The 15047-nt window shown below is 65.5% G+C and carries 14 protein-coding genes; 6 read left to right on the forward strand and 8 right to left on the reverse strand.

The window, feature by feature from the left end; translation table 11 throughout:
• Positions 1-155: 155 nt before the first annotated feature.
• The gene (prlC, locus tag CKO27_RS16910; protein ID WP_200376092.1) at positions 156-2189 is read left to right on the forward strand and encodes an oligopeptidase A; all 2034 of its coding nucleotides are present in this window, start codon (positions 156-158) and stop codon (positions 2187-2189) included.
• Complete coding sequence (ubiD, locus tag CKO27_RS16915; protein WP_200376093.1) at positions 2186-3667, forward strand: 4-hydroxy-3-polyprenylbenzoate decarboxylase; 1482 nt, start codon at positions 2186-2188, stop codon at positions 3665-3667. The genes prlC and ubiD overlap by 4 nt, the downstream gene beginning before the upstream one ends.
• A 74-nt stretch (positions 3668-3741) precedes the next feature.
• On the opposite strand, the gene CKO27_RS16920 is transcribed toward ubiD, so the two are convergent.
• The 4 genes from CKO27_RS16920 to CKO27_RS16935 all read right to left on the reverse strand — a co-directional run bounded on the left by CKO27_RS16920 (position 3742) and on the right by CKO27_RS16935 (position 6624).
• Positions 3742-4032, reverse strand: coding sequence for an RNA recognition motif domain-containing protein (locus CKO27_RS16920; protein ID WP_200376094.1), 291 nt, complete (start codon positions 4030-4032; stop codon positions 3742-3744).
• 586 nt (positions 4033-4618) lie between these two features.
• Positions 4619-4846 carry a glycine zipper family protein gene (locus tag CKO27_RS16925; RefSeq protein WP_200376095.1) on the reverse strand — a complete coding sequence of 76 codons (228 nt, stop codon included), beginning with the start codon at positions 4844-4846 and terminating at the stop codon, positions 4619-4621.
• Positions 4847-5033: 187 nt separating this feature from the next.
• A complete protein-coding gene (locus CKO27_RS16930; protein ID WP_200376096.1) occupies positions 5034-5429 on the reverse strand; it encodes a Rap1a/Tai family immunity protein in 396 nt (131 codons plus the stop codon).
• 331 nt (positions 5430-5760) lie between these two features.
• Positions 5761-6624, reverse strand: coding sequence for an SDR family oxidoreductase (locus tag CKO27_RS16935; RefSeq protein ID WP_200376097.1), 864 nt, complete (start codon positions 6622-6624; stop codon positions 5761-5763).
• 80 nt (positions 6625-6704) lie between these two features.
• Here CKO27_RS16935 and CKO27_RS16940 point away from each other — a divergent pair, with 80 nt between their 5' ends.
• Complete coding sequence (locus CKO27_RS16940; protein WP_200376098.1) at positions 6705-7724, forward strand: 2Fe-2S iron-sulfur cluster-binding protein; 1020 nt, start codon at positions 6705-6707, stop codon at positions 7722-7724.
• Between the two features lie 209 nt (positions 7725-7933).
• Positions 7934-8581 carry a hypothetical protein gene (locus tag CKO27_RS16945; protein WP_200376099.1) on the forward strand — a complete coding sequence of 216 codons (648 nt, stop codon included), beginning with the start codon at positions 7934-7936 and terminating at the stop codon, positions 8579-8581.
• Here CKO27_RS16945 and CKO27_RS16950 read toward each other — a convergent pair.
• From CKO27_RS16950 to CKO27_RS16965, 4 genes are all read right to left on the reverse strand, one after another.
• Positions 8552-9316, reverse strand: coding sequence for a uroporphyrinogen-III synthase (locus CKO27_RS16950; protein ID WP_200376100.1), 765 nt, complete (start codon positions 9314-9316; stop codon positions 8552-8554). The two genes, CKO27_RS16945 and CKO27_RS16950, sit on opposite strands and share 30 nt — an antisense overlap.
• Positions 9317-10243: a hydroxymethylbilane synthase gene (gene hemC / locus CKO27_RS16955; RefSeq protein WP_200376101.1), complete on the reverse strand. Its 927-nt coding sequence runs from the start codon at positions 10241-10243 to the stop codon at positions 9317-9319.
• A gap of 74 nt (positions 10244-10317) precedes the next feature.
• Entirely contained in the window at positions 10318-11064 is a 747-nt protein-coding gene (locus CKO27_RS16960; RefSeq protein ID WP_200376102.1) for an NRDE family protein, read from the reverse strand.
• Between the two features lie 50 nt (positions 11065-11114).
• Complete coding sequence (locus tag CKO27_RS16965; protein ID WP_200376103.1) at positions 11115-11342, reverse strand: hypothetical protein; 228 nt, start codon at positions 11340-11342, stop codon at positions 11115-11117.
• Between the two features lie 339 nt (positions 11343-11681).
• Here CKO27_RS16965 and CKO27_RS16970 point away from each other — a divergent pair, with 339 nt between their 5' ends.
• Together CKO27_RS16970 and CKO27_RS16975 are read left to right on the forward strand one after the other, a co-directional pair.
• Positions 11682-14555: a 2-oxoglutarate dehydrogenase E1 component gene (locus CKO27_RS16970; RefSeq protein ID WP_200376104.1), complete on the forward strand. Its 2874-nt coding sequence runs from the start codon at positions 11682-11684 to the stop codon at positions 14553-14555.
• Positions 14552-15047, forward strand: a 496-nt coding sequence (locus CKO27_RS16975; RefSeq protein WP_200376105.1) for a biotin/lipoyl-containing protein, incomplete at its 3' end; no start/stop codon positions are given. The genes CKO27_RS16970 and CKO27_RS16975, both read left to right, overlap by 4 nt.

Here is a 15047-nt window from a genome sequence, read left to right on the forward strand (position 1 = left end):
CGGGCTAGCGAGCGCGCCTCGCGTCGACCGAGACCAGGCTCCCGCGCGACCCGGAATCTTGAGTTCTCGCCATTCGACCCGCATCCCCGCAACGAGGATGGCCGTTCGCCTCGACCCATTACAACCGTCCACTGTCCACTGACGATTAGCCAACCATGCCCAATCCCCTGATCGATCAAGCCGGCCTTCCGGCCTTTCACCTCATCCGACCCGAGCATGTCGAGCCCGCCATCAATGCCAGTCTGGCGGCCTGTCGCGAGACGATCGAGCGGCTGACCCAGGAGATCGCGCTGCCGACCTGGGAGAATTTCATCGAGCCGATCGATGAAATGGACGACCGGCTCAATCGAACCTGGTCGCCGGTCGGGCATCTGAACGGCGTGCTCAACAGCGATGAGCTGCGCGCGGCCTACAACGCCTGCCTGCCCAAATTGAGCGACTATGGCACCGAGGTGGGCCAGAACGAGGCGCTCTTTCGCGCCTATCAGGCGGTCGCGGCCCTGGAACACCTGGATGGAGCGCAGCGCCGGCTGCTGGACAACGCCTTGCGCGATTTCCATCTCTCGGGCGTCGACCTCCCACCCGCGCAAAAGGCCCGCTACAAGGAGATCAGCCAGGAACTCTCCCAGCTCACCAGCAAATATTCCGAGAACGTCCTGGACGCCACCAACGCCTGGAGCAAGCTGATCGAGGATCCCGCGCGCCTGGAGGGACTTCCCGAGTCGGCACGCGCCCTGGCGCGCCAGAACGCCGCACAGCAGGTTAAGGACGGCTGGCTTTTCACCCTGGACATGCCCTATTACCTGCCGGTCATGACCTACGCGGATGACCGGGACTTCCGTTTCGAGATGTACGAAGCCTACGGGACACGCGCCTCGGATCAGGGCCCTCATGCCGGACGCTGGGACAATAGCGAGATCATGGAGCGCATCCTGGCGCTGCGTCACGAACTGGCCCAATTGCTCGGGTTCGCCCATTTCGCCGAACGCTCGCTGGCGACCAAGATGGCCCGCGCTCCCGAGGATGTGCTGAATTTCCTCAACGATCTGGCCGATCGCTCGGTGACGCAGGCGCGCCAGGAACTGGCGGAGCTGGAGGCATTCGCCCGCGAGCACCATGGCGCGGACAGCCTGTCTCCCTGGGACATCGGCTATTACGCGGAGAAACTCCGCGTCCATCGTTACCAGATCAGCCAGGAGGAACTGCGCCCCTACTTCCCGGTCTCGCGCGTTCTCTCGGGGCTGTTCGGCGTGGTGGAGCGGCTGTTCGGGATCCAGATCCAGGAGGTCGAGCCGTTCGACACCTATCATCCGGACGTGCGTTTCTTCGAGATCCGCGACCTGCTCAGCGGCGCGCTGCGCGGCCAGTTCTATCTCGACCCCTTCGCGCGCCAGAACAAGCGCGGCGGGGCCTGGATGGATGTCTGCGCCAACCGCATGCACACCATCCGCTGCGATCAGATCCCGGTCGCCTATCTGGTGTGCAACTTCACGCCCCCGGTCGGCAACACGCCGTCCCTGCTCACGCACAACGAGGTCACGACCCTGTTCCACGAGTTCGGCCATGGGCTGCATCACATGCTGACCAAGGTCGACTATCCGGGCGTGGCCGGAATCAATGGGGTACCCTGGGACGCGGTGGAACTGCCCAGCCAGTTCATGGAGAACTGGTGTTGGGAGCGCGAGTCGCTGGATCTGTTCGCCGCCCACTGGGAGAGCGGCCGGCCGCTGCCGGAGGATCTCTACCAGCGCATGATCGCGGCCAGGAACTTCCAGTCCGCCATGGGGATGGTCCGCCAACTGGAGTTCGCCCTGTTCGATTTCCGTCTCCATCTGGAGTACGACCCGGCGCGCGGCGGGCGCGTTTACGAGATCATCGAGGAGGTGCGCGACCAGGTCGCCGTGATCCGTCCGCCGGCCTTCAACCGCTTCGCCCATGGTTTCGCGCACATCTTCGCGGGCGGCTACGCGGCCGGCTATTACAGCTACAAATGGGCGGAGGTGTTGTCCGCCGATGCCTTCTCGCTGTTCGAGGAAAAGGGCGTGTTCGACGCCGAGACCGGGCGCTCCTTCCTGGAGAATATCCTGGAGAAAGGCGGATCGGAGGACGCCATGACCCTCTTCGTCAACTTCCGCGGACGCGAACCCAATACCGACGCGCTGCTGCGTCATTCGGGTATTGCCGCTTGAAATACAGAGACCTGCGCGATTTCATCGACCAGCTCGAACAACGCGGCGAATTGCAGCGTGTCCAGGTCGAGGTCGATCCCTATCTGGAAGTCACCGAGATCTGCGACCGCACCCTGCGCGCGGGCGGTCCGGCTCTTTTGTTCGAGCGACCCAAGGGGTCCGATATCCCGCTGCTGGGCAACCTCTTCGGCACGCCCAAGCGGGTCGCGCTCGGCATGGGCGAGGAGTCGGTCGAGGCGTTGCGCGAAGTCGGCCGATTGCTGGCCTTTCTCAAGGAGCCGGATCCGCCGAGGGGGATGAAGCAGGCGTGGGAGACCCTGCCGATCTTCAAGAAGGTGCTCGACATGGCCCCCAAGGTGCGGCGTCACGCCCCCTGCCAGGAGTTCTCCTTCGGCGGCTCGGAAGTCGATCTCGGGCGGCTGCCGATCCAGCATTGCTGGCCGGGCGACGCCGGCCGGCTCATCACTTGGGGTCTGGTGATCACGCGCGGCCCTGAGAAGCCTCGCCAGAACCTGGGCATCTATCGGATGCAGGTGCTCGGGCGCAACCGGGTCATCATGCGCTGGCTCTCGCATCGGGGCGGGGCGCTCGATTTCCGCGACTGGACGCTCGCCCATCCGGGGAAGCCCTTCCCGGTGGCGGTGGCCCTGGGGGCCGATCCGGCCACCATCCTCGGCGCCGTCACGCCCATTCCGGACAGCCTGTCGGAATACGCCTTCGCCGGCCTCTTGCGCGGCAGCCGGACCGAGCTGGCGGCCTGTCTGGAGTCCGACCTGCAAGTCCCGGCCAGCGCCGAGATCGTACTGGAGGGCCATATCCATCCGGACGACATGGCCCCCGAAGGCCCCTTCGGCGACCACACGGGTTATTACAACGAGGTCGACCGATTCCCGGTCTTCACCATCGATCGCCTCACCCACCGCCGGCATCCCATCTACCACAGCACCTACACCGGACGTCCGCCCGACGAGCCGGCGGTGCTGGGCGTGGCCCTGAACGAGGTCTTCGTCCCCATCCTGCGCAAGCAGTTTCCGGAGATCCAGGACTTCTATCTGCCGCCCGAGGGCTGTTCCTATCGTCTCGCCGTGGTGAGCATCAAGAAGCAATATCCGGGACATGCCAAGCGGGTGATGATGGGCGTCTGGTCCTTTCTGCGTCAGTTCATGTACACCAAGTTCGTCATCGTGGTGGACGAGGATGTGAACACGCGCGATTGGAAGGACGTCATCTGGGCCATGACCACGCGCATGGATCCGGCGCGCGATAGCCTCTTGATCGAGAACACGCCGATCGATTATCTGGATTTCGCCTCGCCGGTCTCCGGACTGGGTTCCAAGATTGGGTTCGACGCCACCAACAAGTGGCCGGGCGAGACGACGCGTGAGTGGGGTCAGCCGATTCGCATGGACGAGGAGGTTCGCGAGCGGGTCGATCGTGTCTGGGCGGATTTGGGAATTCGATTGCCTGGCCAGTCTTGAGGGAAGCGCCGCCTCATCGCGCCTCGGAGTCGATCCCGGCCCCGCCGTGGGGCCGGCCACTCAGCCAGTCGCCATCAATAGCGACCGCCACTACCACCCCCGCCACCGCCCCGTGGCCGTTCGGCGCGCGGACGCGCCTCGTTGACCGTCAGTTTACGGCCCTTCATGTCCATCTCGTTCAACGCCTTGATCGCCGCGTCGGCATCGGAGTTGTTGGGCATGTCCACGAAGCCGAATCCCTTCGACTGGCCGGAGAACTTGTCCTTGATCACCTCCGCGGCGGCCAAGTCTCCGAAGTCGCCGAATAGGCTCCGCAGATCTTCGTCCGTCACGCTATAGGGTAAGTTGCCTACGTAGATCCTCATCTCTGTCTCTCGCGCTCGTCATGTGTGTCGATCGAAGCGAATGCCGTCGAGGGCCAACACACAAGCGGACTCGACAGCGGATGAAACAAGCCCGGCAACGGATCGCGGGATACCGGGACGGACGCGAGCGCCTCGGAGACAGGTGGAGATTCAGCGAGTCGGAAACGCCGAAACCAGATGGGGAGTGAAGGCTTGGGAAGGCGACCAGATCCGCGACACCAGACACAAGCCTTCGTTTGGCTCGGCGGACGATTGGGCGGGCTCGGATCCCAAGGACAAACCCCGGAAGGATCCGGAGTGACAATGGCACTGAAGGCTCGCTTGAACTGTCTGGAAATCCTGGCCAAGGCCGCGATTAGGTCTGAGGAAAAACTAGTGGATGCGCGCCCGTGCGTCAACCATGCCACGATAAAAAACCGGATGATTCGGACGGCTATTGTGGGGTCTTGGTCAGGATCGCGGGCCACCTGAATCGAGCCTGGAATCGTAGAGCGGCACTCGGCGACTCCAGGAAACCCCGACGATCACGCGCGGCCATCCCTGGCGCTACGACGGACGACCCGCGAACCGGGCCTTATCGCGCCCATCAGTCGATATGGCCCTTCTCATGCTGATCGTAGAGATAGCCGCTCAGGGCGCCAACCCCGGCCCCGATCAGGGCGCCCTTGCCCGCGTTCGCGCCCACGGAGCCGATCAGGGCACCGCCCGCCGCCCCCATTGCCGCGCCGCTCGCGGCGCGACTGCCGGTGGTGGTTCCACACCCGGCGAGCGCCAGGCTCGCCAGCATGGCCAGGGTAAATGTCATGGTTTTCATCGAAATCTCCAGGTTGAAACCTCCCCCTTCAGGGGGATCATGCCGCACGGGAGAGGCGTAACCTCTTCCGTGCCGTATCGCCCGGCTTGGCCGGGCGTGGATTGAAACTCCTCGATGTCTTGTGCGACCCTCGGGCGAGCGTCGCGTCTCGCCCCTGCCTTTTGGAGTCGGACGCGAACCGCTCGGTTCACTTCCGACAGGGGTACTTGGCGGCGAGTGACCGGACCAGCCCGACCACGGGCTGCTCGCCCATGAGTTTCGAGTCCCCGGAATGCGCGTTGGCCCATTCGATGAACGCCTGCTTCCCCTCCTCGATGGTCGCGCCCTTCGGATAACAGACGAGCCGCTTGAGCTTCTTGCGCGCGCTGACCTCGTCGTGATACTGCACGGTGGCCTCGATGAAGGCGCGGCAGGCCTGATTGGCGACCGGGAAGCCGGCCGCGTCCTCGGGCAAGGTGCAGATTTCGTAGAGATTGACCGTGGTGTCGAAACGGAACGCGGCCTCGTTCGTGGCGCCGGCGCCCAGGCTGGCGAGCCCCCCGGCACAGGCGAGGGCAAAAAGGAGGGTAGGCTTGGTCTTCATCGAAATCTCCAGGTTGAAACCTCCCCCTTCAGGGGGATCATGCCGCACGGGAGAGGCGTAACCTCTTCCGTGCCGTATCGCCCGGCTTGGCCGGGCGTGGATTGAAACATGGTGACGAAATGGCGCCCATGGCGCACGACGGATACTTCTTCTTCCTCGGGTCGAACACATCCAAGATGGGTAGCGCCCCAATCGATAGGATGTCGTGGGAGCGGCTTCTAGCCGCGATGGGCGCCGACGCGAGGTTTTTCGCGGCGGCAAGCCGCTCCCACGGGTAGGCTCGTTTGTCGTCATCCTACGAATCGAGGCAATACCCACCTAACCACTCGCTTCAGATCGCCTGTCGCAACCCCTCGGCCAAGGTCGGGTAACGCAATTCAACGCCCAGTTCCTCAAGCAGCCTCCGATTGGAAAGGCGGCGCGACTCGCTCATGTAACTCATCATGCCGGCCGACAGATGTTCGGCGGCCTCGGCCATCGAGATCAGCGGCGGTGGCGGCAGTCCGGCCACCTTCGCGAGTTGGAGGAAATAGTCGGTCATGGTGCTGGGGTGGCCATCGCTGACGTTGAAGATAGCGCCATTCGCTCCGCGTTCCATGGCCGCGACGCCGATACCGACCAGGTCGTCCACATGGATCCGGTTACTGTAGGGCGACTCCTCGGGCCGCACCAGGGGCTCGCCGCGACGCAGACGCTCCAGCGGCAGGCGCCCCGGCCCATAGATACCGGAGACCCGCAAAACGACCAGCTCGCCCCCAGTCTCGCGGCTCCACCGACGCAGACTTTCCTCCGCGTCCAGGCGACGAAGGGAGCGAGCGACCGTCGGACGTGTCGGCCAATCCTCGTCGATCCAGGCGCCCCCGCAGTCGCCGTAAACGCCCGTGGTGCTCACGTAAAGGATGCGTCGAGGATGCCCGGCTTGCGCGAAGGAGGCGACCAGCCGCCGGGTCAGGAGATCCTCGGTTCCCTGATCGCTCGGCGGCGCCAGATGGAAGAGTCCGACGCCCGCCAGCGAACGGGCAACGGGCTCGCAACCGTTCAGATCATGGCGAAGCCCCGGAATGCCGGCGGCGGCCAGGCGCTCCAGCCCGCCCTGGCTCCGGACCAGCCCGGTGACCGGCGCGCCGAGATCGAGGTATTGGCGCGCCAGCCGCGTGCCCACATATCCGCAGCCGGCGATAATGATTTCGTTCATGCGCTCCAACCGTCCTCTCTGTTCAACCCCTCGGATGCGGACACTATCCGAGACCTGCCGGCCACTTTGCAAGGAGTCAAATGAGTTTCAAGATCCAGATCCTTCCCGGAGAACGCGCCTTCGAGGCCAACCCCAACGAAACCCTGCTCGATGCCGCGCTGCGTCAAGGCATCGACCTACCGCACGGCTGTCGCAACGGTCGCTGCGGCTCCTGCATCGTTAAGCTCCAGCGCGGCGACATCTCCTATCCGAGCGGCCTCATCGAGGCCCTGGAGGGAAAGCCCGCTGGCACCTGTCTGACCTGCCAGGCGGTCGCCCACTCCGACCTCGCCATCGAGATCCCACCACGCCAAAGAGCCAGCGAGATCGAGGTCCGCACCCTGCCCTGTCGGCTGGAGCGCAAGGAGCCCCTCAACCAAGAGGTGATGCGACTTTGGCTGAAGCCGCCGGAACAGCAGCCGTTCGAGTTTCTCGCGGGGCAATATCTCTCGCTCCTCCTGCCAGACGGGCGCGAAGGGGCCTACTCCATCGCCAGCCCACCGCACGAGAAGGCCCTCATCGAACTGCATATCCGCCGCGCCCCGGAGAGCGATTTTGCCCGATTTCTCTGCGATGGGTTGGCGGAACGGAGCATCCTGAGCATTCGCGGCCCATTGGGGAGCGCCCATCTGCGCGAGGACTCCGAACGCCCCTTGATCCTGGTGGGCGGGGGCACCGGCTTCGCTCCGCTCAAGAGCCTGATCGAGCACGCGATCCACATCGGTCTCGCGCGGCCGATCGAACTCTATTGGGGCGTGAAGGCGCGCCGCGACCTCTATCTCGCCGACCGGCCCGCGCGCTGGACGGATCAGCTCGACGACTTCCGCTTCACGCCGGTCCTATCGGATCCGGATCCCGACTGGTCCGGGCGCATCGGACTGGTTCACGAGGCCGTCATCGAGGACCACCCGGATCTTGGCGGATTCGCGATCTATCTCAGCGGTCCGCCGGCGATGGCCAAGGCGGCGCGCGCCGCCTTCGCATCACGCGGAGCGGAGCGCGACCAGATGTTCTCCGACGCCTTCACCGGGGGCTCGGACGACGACTGGGGCGGGATCTAGGCAGGAATTCGCCCGTCCGGCATACTGGGCTGGGTGGCCTGGCCATGAAATCGATAGGCCCCGTGCGCCCGCCAACCTTGAACGCCGTCTCATACAGCCCCCGACGGGATGGCTCCAGCATAGAGGCGTAAGGGAGAGCCCCTCATCGAACTTGATCGTCCTCGATCGGCGTCACGGGCGCCTGTCTCAGTCCATTAGGGAATCGACCGATGCACCCTGTCTTTCGCGCCCTCGTCATCGGCTTGCTGGCCATGCTGACGACGGCCTGCTCAACCGGTCCGGTCTCCTCGATCTGGACCGATCCCGGCCATACGCCCACGCGCTACCATCGAGTGGTGGTCTTCGGCGTTACCAACAGCCCCAAGGTGCGGCGCGCCTACGAGGACAATTTCGTCGAACGCTTGCGGGCGCTTGGCGTGAGCGCCACGCCGGGACACCGGCTAGTGTCCGACGCCAATCTGCGCCTGCTGGTGAGGCTGACTGAGGGCTACTCCCGCGCCGACGCCGACGCGGTCATCATCACCCATCTGATCACGGACGCACCGCCCGATGGCCAACCAGCGTCGCGCTTGGGCGCCATTCCCGATCACTATCGAAATCTGGTGCCTTATTTCAGCCAGGTCTACGAGGAGGTCTGCGAACCCGGTTACTACAAGGACGCCAAGGCCCTACGGCTGGAAACCAATCTCTATGACGCCAAGCGGGAACGCCTGGTCTGGTCGGGGCGCTCACGGCCGCTCGACACCAATTCGGAGCAGACCACCATCAGCCAGGTGATCGAGGATGTCATCACCCAGATGGCCATGGACGGCTACCTGCCCAATCCGTCAGCGGGATCCGGCCAGATCGCTCAGTGACCGAAGGATGGCGGCATCCTCGGCGCGCTCGGCGACCTTGACGACCCGAAAGCCCAGATCACGCGCGGTCAGGGCCGTGCGCTCGGCGATCACCACCAGAGGCGTTTCGAGCAGCCGATCCCGGCCATCCGCGCCCAGCATTTCGGCCAGGTTCAGCAGCACCTCGTCGCTCGTGGCCATGACATAGTCGACAGTTTCCGACCAGCGCGCCAGCAGTGGCGCCGGATCGACGCTCGGCCGGACGCGGCGATAGATCTCCGCGAAGCGCACCTCGGCGCCACGCTCGCTCATGGCCTGGGCGAAGAGCCCCCGGCCACCCTCGCCACGCACGATGAGCACGCGTTTCCCGGACATGGCCGCGAGTTCCGGCATCTCCAGCAGCGCCTCGCTCTCGTAGCGATCACTCGGAACCAGATCCGGCGCGCGACCGGCCGCGGTCAGCGCCCTGGCGGTGCCGCGGCCCACCGCCGCCACCCAGGTCACCTGGGACCAGCGACCGTCGGGGACCAGCGTCAGCGCCTGTTCCACAGCGTTGGGGCTGACGAAGTACATGAGATCCCAGGATTGGGCCAGAAGCGCGGCCAGACCGGCCTCCGTGACCGGCTCGATGGCGATGGTCGGGAAGCGAATGGCCCGCCCACCAGCCTCCTCGATCAAGCGGCACAGGGGTTCCGCCTGACCCGCCGGGCGGGTCACCAACACACCGCGGCCCGCGAGATCGGGGGACGCGCTCATTCAATGCTCCGTCAAGGCGCTCAGGATCTCGCCCGCGCCCTGGGACAACAGATCCTCGGCCACGCGGGCACCAATGGCCTCGGCCTCGGCGCGCGGACCCTCGGCCTGGGCGCGCAGGATGCGCGAACCATCTGGATCCCCGACCAGCCCCTTGAGCAACAGCCGGTCCCCGTCGAGCGTGGCATAGCCGGCGATCGGCACCTGACAGCCGCCATGCAGACGCGCGTTCATCGCCCGCTCGGCCAGCACCCGGTCCGCCGTTTCGCGATGGTGCAGCGGCGCGATGAGATCGTTCACGCGCGGGTCGTCCTGGCGACACTCGATGCCGATGGCGCCCTGCCCGATCGCCGGCAGGCTCACCGTCGGCTCGATCCGGCCGCGAATGCGATCCTCGAAACCCAGCCGGATCAGACCGGCCGAGGCCAGGATGATGGCGTCATACTCGCCCGCGTCGAGCTTGGCGAGTCGGGTGTTGACGTTGCCGCGCAGGGGTTCGATGCGCAGATCCGGGCGCCGATCGGCGATCTGGCACTGACGGCGCAGACTGGAGGTACCGACGCAGGCGCCCTGGGGCAACTGCTCGATCGACTCGTAGGTATTGGAGACGAAGGCATCCCTGGGATCCTCGCGCTCCATGATCACCGCCAGGTGCAATCCCTCGGGGAAATCGACCGGGACGTCCTTCATGGAATGCACCGCGATATCGGCCTCGTCCTCCAGCATGCCCTGCTCCAGTTCCTTGACGAAGAGTCCCTTGCCGCCGACCTTGGCCAGGGGCGCGTCCAGAATCCTGTCGCCCTTGGTGCTCATGCCGATGATCTCGATTTCGAGGTCGGGATAGAGCGCCTTGAGACGCGCGGCGGTGTGCTCGGCCTGCCACATGGCCAGGGGGGACTTGCGGGTGGCGATACGAATGCTGTTCGACATGTTGAATCCTGGGGACTGACTCGGAAGAAGGCGCCCGTCACGCGGCCAAGCCGCGGCGGCCAGGCGCGATTGTGTCATAGGACGGTCTGGAAGGTCTCGGGATCGGGACCACACTCGGCATGCCGCCAGACCGGCTGGCCCCTGAATCCGGGGAAGGCCGGCAGCGCGATCAGGGCGCTGGAGCGGGTTCGGAAGCCGTCGGGTCGATCCTGAAGCATGGCCGCCTCGGGGCCCAGCGCCTCGGGGTACTCGCGGCTGGCGAGGAGGGCGCGCCAGTCGGACCAGTCGTCGCGCTCGGGCTCGGGCACCGAGGCGGTCTGGAAACGCGGCCGGTAGGTGGCGACGCGGGGATGATCCGGATCGTCGAGGTCGGTGCCGGCCAGCAGATGCAGACCCGGCGGGATCGGCGCGACCTGGATTCCGCCCGAGCCATGATGGCGAATCCAATAGGCCGCGCGCGGATCGGCCACGACCAGATTGAAGGGCCGATAGGCGTCCGGTCGCAGTTCGGCCAGGGCGTGGGCCGCCTCGCTGGCCTCGGCGTGGTCGAGCGCCTCCAGGACCAACTCGCCGCGACTGCGTTTTCCCGGCCGCCGTCCCAGGCTACCCTCGCGGTTCATGACCGCAGCCAGGAGCGCGTGGTCGTTGATCCCGAGCCAGGCGCCGCCGCCCTCCAGGTCGAGCCCCGCCACCACCTCCGGACGGTCCGGCCAATGACGGGCGGGCGGGCGTGACGCCCGCGCGGCCATCTCGTCACGATTGGCGGCGATCAGGACCGGCCAGTCGTGGCCGGGTCGAACGAGGATAACCAGGGTGCACATAGTGGAATGTAAAAATCGTGAAATCGCCAAGCCCGGGTCGGGCGCCGGAATCAGTTAAGCTCGGCGTATTGCCGCTTGACCTTGAGGATCTTGCTGGCCACCGTCTTGTGCAAGAGGTTGAAAACCTTGCGCTGGGCGGCTCGATTACTGCTGTTCGCCTCCCCGATCAACTCCAGGCGCGCCTGGAAATAGGCCATGTCCGCCTCCAGTCTGGCCAGACGAACGCGCTGCCGCTTACGCTCCTCGGGATCGACCGCCGTACTTTTTTTGTCGTCCATCGTGCCAACTCGTACTCGATGTCGCCACTGGAACCCATCTCGACCCGCGTCTGTCTTGATATTGGACGAGATATTCGTGATGCAAGCCGCGCGAAAACGGGCGCGCCCTCCTCGCGTGACTGATTTTATCAGCCTTCGAGTCCTTGCCGGGGATGGATCGCCCGATCGATCGCGAAGGCCGGCCGATCCCATTCGCCCGAACCAATAGCGCCTGGCGGAGTCCCTTAACAAGCCCGTCGGCGAACCGCTTCCGGGAGGCGGGTTGAGTCCTCCGTCGAATATGTTATAAACCCTCGTTCTAAAAAACAAAAAACCACCAAAGACCAGTCAATACAAAGCATGAGCACAATCCTGGATTCATTCCGAAGCTCCGGCGCCCTCTACGGCGGCAACGCGGACTTCATCGAGGATCTTTACGAGCGGTATCTGATCGATCCCGAAAGCATCGACCTTGCCTGGCGCGCCCGCTTCGACGGTCTGCGCCAGGACGCCGCCAACGAACCCGTCGTCCAGGAATCCCCGCACGGTCCGGTGCGCGAGAACTTCCTGCGCCTCGCGGCGGAAAGCCGCTCCAGCGCCCGCGCCCGCGCGACCGAGCGTCTGGAGCCCGCCGCCGCCGAGAAGCAGGCGGCCGTACTCAGCCTCATCAACGGCTACCGTTATCGCGGCCACCAGGTCGCGAACCTCGACCCCATCAAGCTGCGCGAGCCGCCCAGGATCGCCGACGTGGATCCGGCCTATCACAACCTGGGACCGGACGACCTGGACGTGGTCTTCCACACCGGCTCGCTCTACGCCCCGGACCGCATGCCGCTGAGCGAGATCATCGCGATTGTCGAACAGACCTATTGTGGCACCGTCGGCTCCGAGTACATGCACATCACCAACACCCAGGAGAAGCGCTGGATCCAGAAACGCCTGGAAGGCTACCGCGCCCGGCCCGAGCTGGACACCGCCGACCGCCGCTGGCTGCTGACCCTGCTCACGGCCGCCGAGGGGATCGAGAAGTACCTGCATCAGCGCTACGTCGGTCAGAAGCGCTTCTCGCTGGAGGGCGGCGACGCGCTCATCCCCATGCTCGACGAGCTGATCCAGCGCGCCGGACGCAAGGGTCAGCAGGAAATCGTCATCGGCATGGCCCATCGCGGGCGCCTGAACGTGCTGACCAACATCTTCGGCAAGCCCCCGCAGGACATCTTCGACGAGTTCGAGGGCCGGGTGCATATGGACTGGCGCCAGCAGGTCGGCGATGTCAAGTACCACATGGGCTTCGCGACCGATATCGAGACCCCCGGCGGCATCGTGCATCTGGTGCTGGGTTTCAATCCCTCGCACCTGGAAATCATCAATCCGGTCATCGAGGGCTCGGTGCGCGCCCGCCAGCGCCGCCGCCGCGATCGCTCGGGCGATCAGGTGCTGCCGGTGCTGATCCATGGCGACGCGGCCTTCGCCGGTCAGGGCGTGGTGATGGAGACCCTGCAACTGTCACAGACCCGCAGCTACGGGACCGGCGGGACGGTGCATATCGTCATCAACAATCAGATCGGCTTCACCACCAGCCATCCGCTCGATACCCGTTCCAGCGCCTACTGCACGGATGTCGCCAAGATCGTTCAGGCGCCGGTGTTCCATGTCAACGGCGACGACCCCGAGGCGGTGATCTTCGTCACCCGCCTGGCGCTCGACTTCCGCAACCAGTTCCACAAGGACGTCATCATCGACCTCATCTGTTATCGCCGCCTCGGCCATAACGAAGCCGATGAACCGGCCGTGACCCAGCCGATGATGTACAGCAAGATCCGCCAGCATCCGACGCCCAGGGCCGTCTACGCCGACCGGCTGATCACCGACGGTCTGCTCTCCAGGGACGAGAGCGAGGCCATGATCAGCGCCTATCGCGATTCCATCGAGCAAGGCGTCCTGATCGCGCGCCCGGTGCTCTGCGGTCTGGACCATATGTCGCGGGTCGATTGGAACTTCTGTCGCGGCAAGAATTGGGACCAGGACGTGGATACCGGCGTCCCGATCGAGCGCCTGCGCGCGCTCACCGAGACCATGCTGCGGCTTCCGGATGGCTTCGAGCTGCATCCCAGGGTGGAGAAGATCTGGGAGGAACGGCGCAAGATGGCCCATGGCGATCAGCTCCTCAACTGGGGCTATGCCGAGAATCTCGCCTACGCCACCCTGCTCGACGCCGGGGTTCCGGTACGCCTGTCCGGGCAGGACGCCGGACGCGGCACCTTCTTCCATCGTCACGCCAAGATTCACGATCAGGCGAGCGGCGACGCCTACACCCCGCTGCAACATCTCGGGGGGCATCAGGGCGCCTTCATCGCCATCGACTCGATCCTGTCCGAGGAGGCGGTGCTTGGCTTCGAATACGGCTTCGCCACCGCCGAGCCCCAGGCGCTCACGCTCTGGGAGGCCCAGTTCGGCGACTTCGTCAACGGCGCCCAGGTGGTGATCGACCAGTTCATCACCTCCGCCGGCACCAAGTGGGGGCTGTGCTGCGGACTGGTGATGCTGCTGCCGCACGGTCTGGAGGGCCAGGGCGCCGAGCACTCCTCGGGGCGGCTGGAGCGCTTCCTGCAACTCTGCGCCGAGCACAACATCCAGGTCTGCGTGCCCAGCACCCCGGCGCAGATGTTCCATCTGTTGCGCCGCCAGATCGTGCGCGACTACCGCAAGCCGCTGGTGGTGATGACGCCCAAGAGCCTGCTGCGCCATCGTCTGGCGGTCTCCTCGCTGGAGGAACTCGCCCGGGGTCGCTATCAGTCGGTGATCCCGGAGATCGATCCGATCGATCCGGCGAACGTCGAGCGGTTGATTTTCTGTAGCGGCAAGGTCTATTACGATCTGCTGGAGGCGCGGCGCACACGCGGGGAGACCCATGTCGCCATCCTGCGCATCGAGCAGCTCTACCCCTTTCCCAAGGACGACTTCACCGCCGCCATCGAGACCTATCCCAACACCGAGGAAATCGTCTGGTGCCAGGAGGAGCCGCAGAACCAGGGCGCCTGGGACCAGATCAAGCACCGCTTCCATCAGCTGATCCAGAGCGGTAAGAGCCCCCACTATGTCGGCCGCCCGTCCTCGGCGGCCCCCGCCGTCGGCCATCGCGCCGCGCATGTCGAGCAACACGAACGCCTGATCGACGAGGCCCTCGGCGGCCATTACAACCCGACCATGAACAAAAGGATCCCGCCCCAATGAGTCGTGAAGTCCGCGTACCCTCCCTGCCCGAATCCGTCGCCGAGGCCACGGTTCTGGCCTGGCATAAACGGACCGGCGAGCCGGTCACACAGGGAGAGATTCTGGTCGAACTGGAGACCGACAAGGTGGTGCTGGAGGTGCCGGCACCCCAGGACGGCGCGCTCGGCGAGATCCAGGCGCCCGAGGGCGCCGTCGTCACGACCGACGCCCTGCTGGCGCTGATCGTCGAGGCGAGCGGGGTCGCCGCCGAGGCACCGCGCGCCGCGCCTGCTCCGGCGCCCGTGACCACGTCCCCCGCGCCTCCCCCGCCGGCCGGACCGGCTCCGGCGGACGAGCCGCTGGTCACCCCCTCGGCCCGTCGCCTGGTCAAGGAAATGAATCTGGATACGCGCCAGATCGATGGCAGCGGGCGCGATGGACGGATTCAGAAGGCCGACGTGCTCGCCTATCTCGATGTGCGCGAAACGGCCGCCCCGGCCAGCGATCCCGAGA

The sequence above is a fragment of the Thiocystis violacea genome (genome assembly GCF_016583575.1).
Lineage (GTDB): Bacteria > Pseudomonadota > Gammaproteobacteria > Chromatiales > Chromatiaceae > Thiocystis > Thiocystis violacea.

Coding starts and splice junctions, on each gene's coding strand:
- CKO27_RS16970 (WP_200376104.1), top strand. CDS start 11,682: ATGAGCACAATCCTGGATTCATTCCGAAGCTCCGGCGCCCTCTACGGC.
- CKO27_RS16945 (WP_200376099.1), top strand. CDS start 7,934: ATGCACCCTGTCTTTCGCGCCCTCGTCATCGGCTTGCTGGCCATGCTG.
- CKO27_RS16950 (WP_200376100.1), bottom strand. CDS start 9,316: ATGAGCGCGTCCCCCGATCTCGCGGGCCGCGGTGTGTTGGTGACCCGC.
- CKO27_RS16940 (WP_200376098.1), top strand. CDS start 6,705: ATGAGTTTCAAGATCCAGATCCTTCCCGGAGAACGCGCCTTCGAGGCC.
- CKO27_RS16920 (WP_200376094.1), bottom strand. CDS start 4,032: ATGAGGATCTACGTAGGCAACTTACCCTATAGCGTGACGGACGAAGAT.
- hemC (WP_200376101.1), bottom strand. CDS start 10,243: ATGTCGAACAGCATTCGTATCGCCACCCGCAAGTCCCCCCTGGCCATG.
- CKO27_RS16935 (WP_200376097.1), bottom strand. CDS start 6,624: ATGAACGAAATCATTATCGCCGGCTGCGGATATGTGGGCACGCGGCTG.
- CKO27_RS16965 (WP_200376103.1), bottom strand. CDS start 11,342: ATGGACGACAAAAAAAGTACGGCGGTCGATCCCGAGGAGCGTAAGCGG.
- CKO27_RS16925 (WP_200376095.1), bottom strand. CDS start 4,846: ATGAAAACCATGACATTTACCCTGGCCATGCTGGCGAGCCTGGCGCTC.
- CKO27_RS16960 (WP_200376102.1), bottom strand. CDS start 11,064: ATGTGCACCCTGGTTATCCTCGTTCGACCCGGCCACGACTGGCCGGTC.
- CKO27_RS16930 (WP_200376096.1), bottom strand. CDS start 5,429: ATGAAGACCAAGCCTACCCTCCTTTTTGCCCTCGCCTGTGCCGGGGGG.
- prlC (WP_200376092.1), top strand. CDS start 156: ATGCCCAATCCCCTGATCGATCAAGCCGGCCTTCCGGCCTTTCACCTC.